The sequence below is a fragment of the Clostridia bacterium genome (genome assembly GCA_034926675.1).
Taxonomy (GTDB): Bacteria; Bacillota; DTU025; order DTU025; family DTU025; genus JAYFQW01.
Genome location: JAYFQW010000087.1, coordinates 1 through 6,101 on the forward strand (window position 1 = coordinate 1; position 6,101 = coordinate 6,101).

The window sequence follows — 6,101 nt, forward strand, 5'->3', positions numbered from 1 at the left end:
ATAAGGTCTGGAACGGGCGAGTGATCGAGCAACTGGTAAGTCAACTCACCGACAATCTGACGGAACTGGTGTGTGGCCGATCCGGCTAGCGAGCAAATAAGCCTTTAGCTGGTAATTCCCCAAATGCCTGCTTGCCATATGCTACATGCGGAACGTGAGTCATAGGATTGGCGCGCGGGCTGTTCGGGTGTGAAGCCGAACAGGAGCAATGCCGTGCCGATAGCCATTGCGGCCGCAATCACGATTCGCCATGCATACAAGTCATGCCGTTTCACGCCTGATCACCTCCACGCGCAACTATTCGGCATATGGGCATCTCTTACTTCCGGCATGGAAAGTATTGTTCTTGCAGATCGCTCTCGCATTTTTCCGAGGCTAGCCCCATAGATGGATCTACAAAGTTCGCACCTGACCCCGTGCTAGGATTGTACTCACTTCCTTGATGACGCGGTGGGCGCAGCGAAGGGCGGGAGCATGGTGGCTAGGGAAGAGTCGATTCCCACGTATAACAGGGAGAAGAAGGACAATCGGGGGCGAAAGGCGGGGGAGGCTAACAAGACTGGGGTCGCGGGAGGCGCCAGAGTCGCGGGAGGCGCCAGGCAGGCCGGAGGGGAAAAGGCGACCGCGGGCGCGCCGCGACGGAACGATGGCGCGCCGCGACGGGACGATGGTGTGCCGCGACGGGACGGTGGTGTGCCGCGACGGGACGGTGGTGTGCCGCGACGGAACGATGGTGTGCCGCGACGGAACGATGGTGTGCCGCGGCGGGACGATGGCGCGCCCGGGCGTGAGCGGAGGCCGCGACCTACACGCCCAGGTTCCGGACGCGAAGCCTTTCGCACTATGCTGCCCAGGTTCGCCTGGGAGTCAGGCCCCCGTTGGCCATCCGCTTCCGGAATCCCCATCGCACGGGCCTCCTTCGGGCTTGCCTTCATGAGCGCGATCGCGTTTGTCATGGGCATGGCTGCCTTCTTCGGCGCCTACTCCGGTCTGGGCGTTGCCGCGGCTGCAGCCGCCGTGATGGCCCTGGATCCTCGCGCAGCAATGGCAGTTATCGCGGGCGCCATGTCAGGGGCGGCGGTGGGCCCTGGCGCGCCCGCGGCTGTGTCGCTCGCGATAAGCATCTCTCTATTACTGCTGTTTCGCGGCCCTCTTCTGGGTCGCCTTGGCCCGGATGGGTCCCGCTATGGCGGGGGAGCAGCCGTTGGCATCGCCGTGTGTGGCTTCTATGCAGCGGCCGCAGTTTTTTCGCAGGCGGTGGTGGGTCCGGGTATGGACGTGTTGGCTGTCGGCCTAACCGAAGCGGTCATTGCTGGAGCTGCGGCAGGTGTTCTGTGCCCTGCGGCGGTGCATTTAGCGCGCGATAGCGGCACGCACGAACTGGCGGCAGTTGCCATGGCGCCGGCGCTGGTTATCACAGCGGGCGTTTGCGCTGGGTTGGCGCAAGTTGTTGTGCAGGGGGTATCCGCTGGAGCAGTGATTGGGCTGTACGCGGTGACCACCGGGGGAATGCTCATGGGTCCGGGGGCAGGGGCATTGGCTGGAGCTGTTGTCGGCATGACACTCGCTGCAGCTAAAGGAGGTTCTGTCTCCCTTATAGGGCTTCTGGCTCTGGCTGGAATGATGGCAGGCGCAGTTCGCCAGCAGGGTCGGGCCATTGGGGCGTTCTCGCTTGTTGTTGCGGCCGTCCTGTCGGGATACCAGTTCTCCACTTCGGCGGCCTTCACATCCTGCCTGATTGAGACGGCCCTTGCGGCGATACTGATTCTAATCACTCCCGCACGCTGGATAGAGGCAATTGCGTGGCGTCTTCCACAGGCGCCGGCCTCGAACGATGAAGAGCGTGCGTTCGGAGGCCGAATCCACAGCCTGGTGTCGTGGAGGCTTTCTGCGCTAGGCGACACTCTGGACGAGCTTGCCTGTGCGTACGCTGCGCCTGCGTCGGGGCGACTAGTTACTGTGGAGACCGCAGAAACTGCAGAGAGTGGCGCAGCCCGCGAGCCGGCGGCGTCTGCGCGGCTGTCGACGAGTTCAACGATCCCTAAGCCCAGGGCAGCTATCACCACAATCGAACCGGACTGGTCAGTCGAGCACCCGGGGCCCGTCGATGAAGAGGCCAACGCTGGCTCGGGTTCTTGTGAACCCATCGGATTCCGGCTTGCAAAAGCGATCTCCTCAATTCGGGCCAGGGCATGCTCCGGATGCGCCAGATACGAGGTATGCTGGGGCGATCTGTTCTTCCAGACCTATCGGGACCTGGTGGACGCGCTCGCAGCGGTGGAGCTGTATAGAACCATTTCCGCGGAGGAATTGCCCTGTGCGATGAGATCGAGGTGTGCGCGGACCAGTTCTCTTGCGGCGTCGGTGCTCGCGGAGGTTGTCGGATCAGGCGGAGATGCCAAGTGTGCCGACGATGGCTCTGCTAGCAGCGCATCGCATGCCTATGGCGGCGACAGCATCGAAAGATCTGCTGCAGGAGCGCTCCTCGCCCTTCAGCTTACGGGCGTGGCCGAGGCCGTCGCCACTGTTGTTTCCGACATCCAGGGGGATCTTGATCACGATCTTCGGGCAGAGGTCGCCATCAGGGAACGGCTCTCGCGTTCGGATCTGAAGGTTGATAGGGTGAGCGTATCCCGTGGGCGCCACGAGGGGCTCGAAGTTGTGGTGACGAAGGCCCCGTGCAAACAGGACGGTGAGTGTGTACAGACTCTCGCCCCCATAGTGTCTGGTGTTATTGGGCGGCCGATGTCGGTGTGGAATGCGCAATGCCCATGTGCTCCAGATGGCGCTCGGTACAGGGAGTGTGTCATCAAGCTCCTCCCGGCGCGCCGGTTCGATTTGGAGACTGAGACTGTAGCAGCATCCAGAAGCGAGGGCGCGCCCAATGGCGACACCCACCTAGTAGCTAACCTTGGGGATGGAAGGGTGGCCCTGATGATCTCCGACGGGATGGGGGCTGGAGAGGCGGCGTCCCGCGAAAGCGGGGCCGCGGTTTCCATACTCGCAAAACTCCTTGCAGCTGGAATGGGCATTGATTTCGCCATTCAGAACGTGAATGCCATTATGCTTCTGCGCTCAGAGAACGACTCGTTCACAACCCTCGACCTCGCGGTTGTCGATATGTTCACCGGAGAGGTGGACATAGTTAAGGCGGGCGCTCCGCCCAGCTACATCATGTCCGGATCCCGCGTGGCTGCCATTGGCGCGCCTTCGGTGCCCGCGGGGGTGCTCGCGCCGGCACACGTGGTGAGAAGCCACGCTGTGTTAACAGAGGGTGACCTGCTGATCATGGCCACGGACGGAGTGACCGAGGGCAGGGCGGATCTGCCTGATGCAGATAGCGGACTGATCCGCGCCATGGCCGCTGCCTCTCACGACTGCGCGTCGAGTGTTGCACAGGCCGCCATCGCCTGGGCGCGCGGTGCAGGCGTGCATCGGATGAGCCCTACGGGCAGTGGAGGAGAGCGTGGCGCGGCTGATGGCGATGCCATGCATGATGATATGACGGTTCTCGTGGCAAGGCTGGGAAAGGAGAGACCGCGCGCGTGTTGAACGCTCTTGGGGGGTGTGATGACGCGATGAACCGAGAGAGCCTGGCAAGGATCGCGAGAGCAACGATCCACAAGTATGGGATGGTCAATGAGGGCGATGGAGTCGTGGCTGGGGTGTCGGGGGGCGCCGATTCCGTGGCCATGCTTGTCTTCCTCCTGGAGATAGCTGCTGAACACCGCCTTCAACTGCATGTAGTGCATGTGAATCATATGATCAGAGGCGCTGATGCAGATGAGGACGCCCGGTACGTGGAGGATCTCGGGCGTTCTCTTGGCCTCCCTGTCACTGTTGAGAAGGTTGATGTTCCTAGGCTTGCCCGGGAATCCGGGATTACCGTAGAGGATGCGGGCCGTGCAGCCAGATACGGCCTGTTTGCGCGGGTCGCCAGGGAACGCGGGTTCTGCAGGGCAGCCGTGGCGCACAACGCCGACGACCAGGCTGAGACGGTTCTCATGCGGATCATCCGAGGGGCCGGCCTGCGCGGGCTCGGCGGCATTCAGCCTGTTAGGCAGCTTGAGGATGAGATCACGGTGATAAGGCCCCTCATCGAGGTAAGCCGCGCTCAAATTGAGCAGTTCTGCGCTGCTCGCGGGATCACCCCGCGGGAGGATCGGACCAATGCCGACACCGCATACTTCCGAAATCGGGTGAGGCATGAGCTGTTGCCCATGCTTGAGCGTGGTTACAACGCTAACATTCGGGGTGCGCTTGCCAGGCTTGCGGCGGCAGCGTCGGAGGATGAGGCGTTCATCCATGGCCTGGCGCGGGCGGAGCTTGACGCGGCGCGGGCCGGGGCCGACGCCAGGGGCAGCGACAAGGCCGATGGCGCGCGCGGGCGCGAGGGCGACAGCAAGGGAAAGGACGAGGGCGACGGTGCGGGAACTGGCGCCCTGGCGCTGAAGCGGTCGCGCCTGTCGAGCCTGCCCACTCCGTTGCTGGCGCGGGTGCTCGCGAGTGCGTTCAGTGAGGTTGTAGGGGATTCGCGGGATCTGTACCGCGCCCATCTGGATGGCCTGGTGCGCCTGTCGCGAGTGGGAAGGGTCGGCGATTCTTTGGATCTGTCGCGTGGCGTGCGTGCGCGGCTTACTTACGATCTCATCGTGTTCGAGCTCGCCCCAGATGGGCCCCATGTGCCGGAGCCGCGCAGCCAGGCGGGTTCTGCGCGCCCGGACGGAAGGGACGATGCAAACGAGGCAGTGGAGGCGGTGGATATCGCGGTCCCCGGGGTTTTCGTGGCGCCGTGGGCCGACGCCGCCGTGTGCACGGCGGTGGGCCTGGTGGGCCTGGCGGGTCCTGCGGACGATGCAGGCGATGCGGACGACGCAGGCGGTGCGGACGATGCAGGCGGTGCGGGCGATGGGCATGAGGGCAGCACGGCAGGCGATGACGGGGTCCCAAACCATGGTTCGCCGACTATTCGGGAGCTCGCGCGGCTTGGCCGCGACGCACTTGCATCTTGCGGGTGTCGCGGCGTTCCGCTGGACCCGTTGCGAGCTGGTGCAGACTGGGCCATGTTCGACGCGGATGAGCTCGACCTTTCGTCTTTTCAGGTACGCCAATGGAGGAGCGGCGACTGGATCGCCCCGTTCGGCATGGGCGGCGCCAAGAAGTTATCTGATCTCTTCTCTGATGCGAAGGCGCCCAGGGCGCTGAGATTCCGCTGTCCGGTGGTGACATGTCGAGGGGAGATCCTGTGGGTCGCTGGTCTGCGAGCGAGTGCTAAGGCGCCGGTGACGTCCGCGACGCGGCGCGTTGCTGTGTTGGCCCTCGTGAGGTAGGCGCCGGCAAGCAGCAACAGCGTAACAGCAGCGGTCTGACGCTACGATATAGCATCCCAGTTTCCTTCCGGTGGCCTTTGGTCGATGAGTTCAGCGTCGTCGGCCAGCCGCGCGGCGTCTACGATGTCAGCGAATTCGCTGGTGAAACGTCCAGAGGATGTATTCCCTGCGCCCCTCCCGTTTTCCGGGAGCCCATTTTTCGTTCCGATTCCCTGTCGCCGCTTGTGGCAAGTAATATCATACGTCAGGAGCGTTGTGTAAGAGCGCCTTAGCGCTGATGTGGAGCATGATGAGCGTGCTGCGGGGGTGTAGCCCGGAGTGCAGGCCTGGGTGTGTGGAGGTGTAGAAGCGTAGGTGTGCCTCGGGCGACAGTGGCTTTCAGGAACTGGGGGCGCATCTGCACTGCAATTGGCACTAGCGCCAAGCTTCTTTGCAGTCCGATCAGGCAAGCGCCAACTTTCTGGGATCTTTGATGCGCCGGGGATCTTGATTAGCCGGAAACGCCCAGAGGCTTGGCGCTGAACACGGTTGGATGCCAAGAATCCGGGTGCCGCCGGGATTCTCATTTTTGAGTGAAATCGCGGGTGCGATTCTCATCCGTGAGCATTTTCGGACGGCTTGCGCTCAAAAATGGGAAACTCCGCCCGGACCCGTGAGGCGCGCCGTCGAGGCGCGGGTGAGCGCTGTCAGTGGATCGCCAGTGGATCGCCAGCGCCAGGATGCCTTTGGAGGCACAACGCGCGTAGCTGGACATGAAGGAAAGGCGGCGCG

3 protein-coding genes are annotated in these 6,101 nt (G+C 63.3%); 2 read left to right on the forward strand and 1 reads right to left on the reverse strand.

Translation table 11 applies throughout. From position 1 onward, the window contains the following. Nucleotides 1-477: 477 nt before the first annotated feature. The gene (locus tag VB144_15370) at nt 478-3,552 is read left to right on the forward strand and encodes a SpoIIE family protein phosphatase (GenBank protein ID MEA4885006.1); all 3,075 of its coding nucleotides are present in this window, start codon (nt 478-480) and stop codon (nt 3,550-3,552) included. Continuing rightward, nucleotides 3,549-5,330 (forward strand): tRNA lysidine(34) synthetase TilS, encoded by a 1,782-nt coding sequence (gene tilS / locus VB144_15375; protein ID MEA4885007.1) that lies wholly within the window; start codon nt 3,549-3,551, stop codon nt 5,328-5,330. Before VB144_15370 ends, tilS begins: the two co-directional genes overlap by 4 nt. 562 nt (nt 5,331-5,892) lie before the next feature. Here tilS and VB144_15380 read toward each other — a convergent pair. Continuing rightward, a partial coding sequence (locus VB144_15380) for a hypothetical protein (protein ID MEA4885008.1) occupies nt 5,893-6,101 on the reverse strand: 209 nt, incomplete at its 5' end.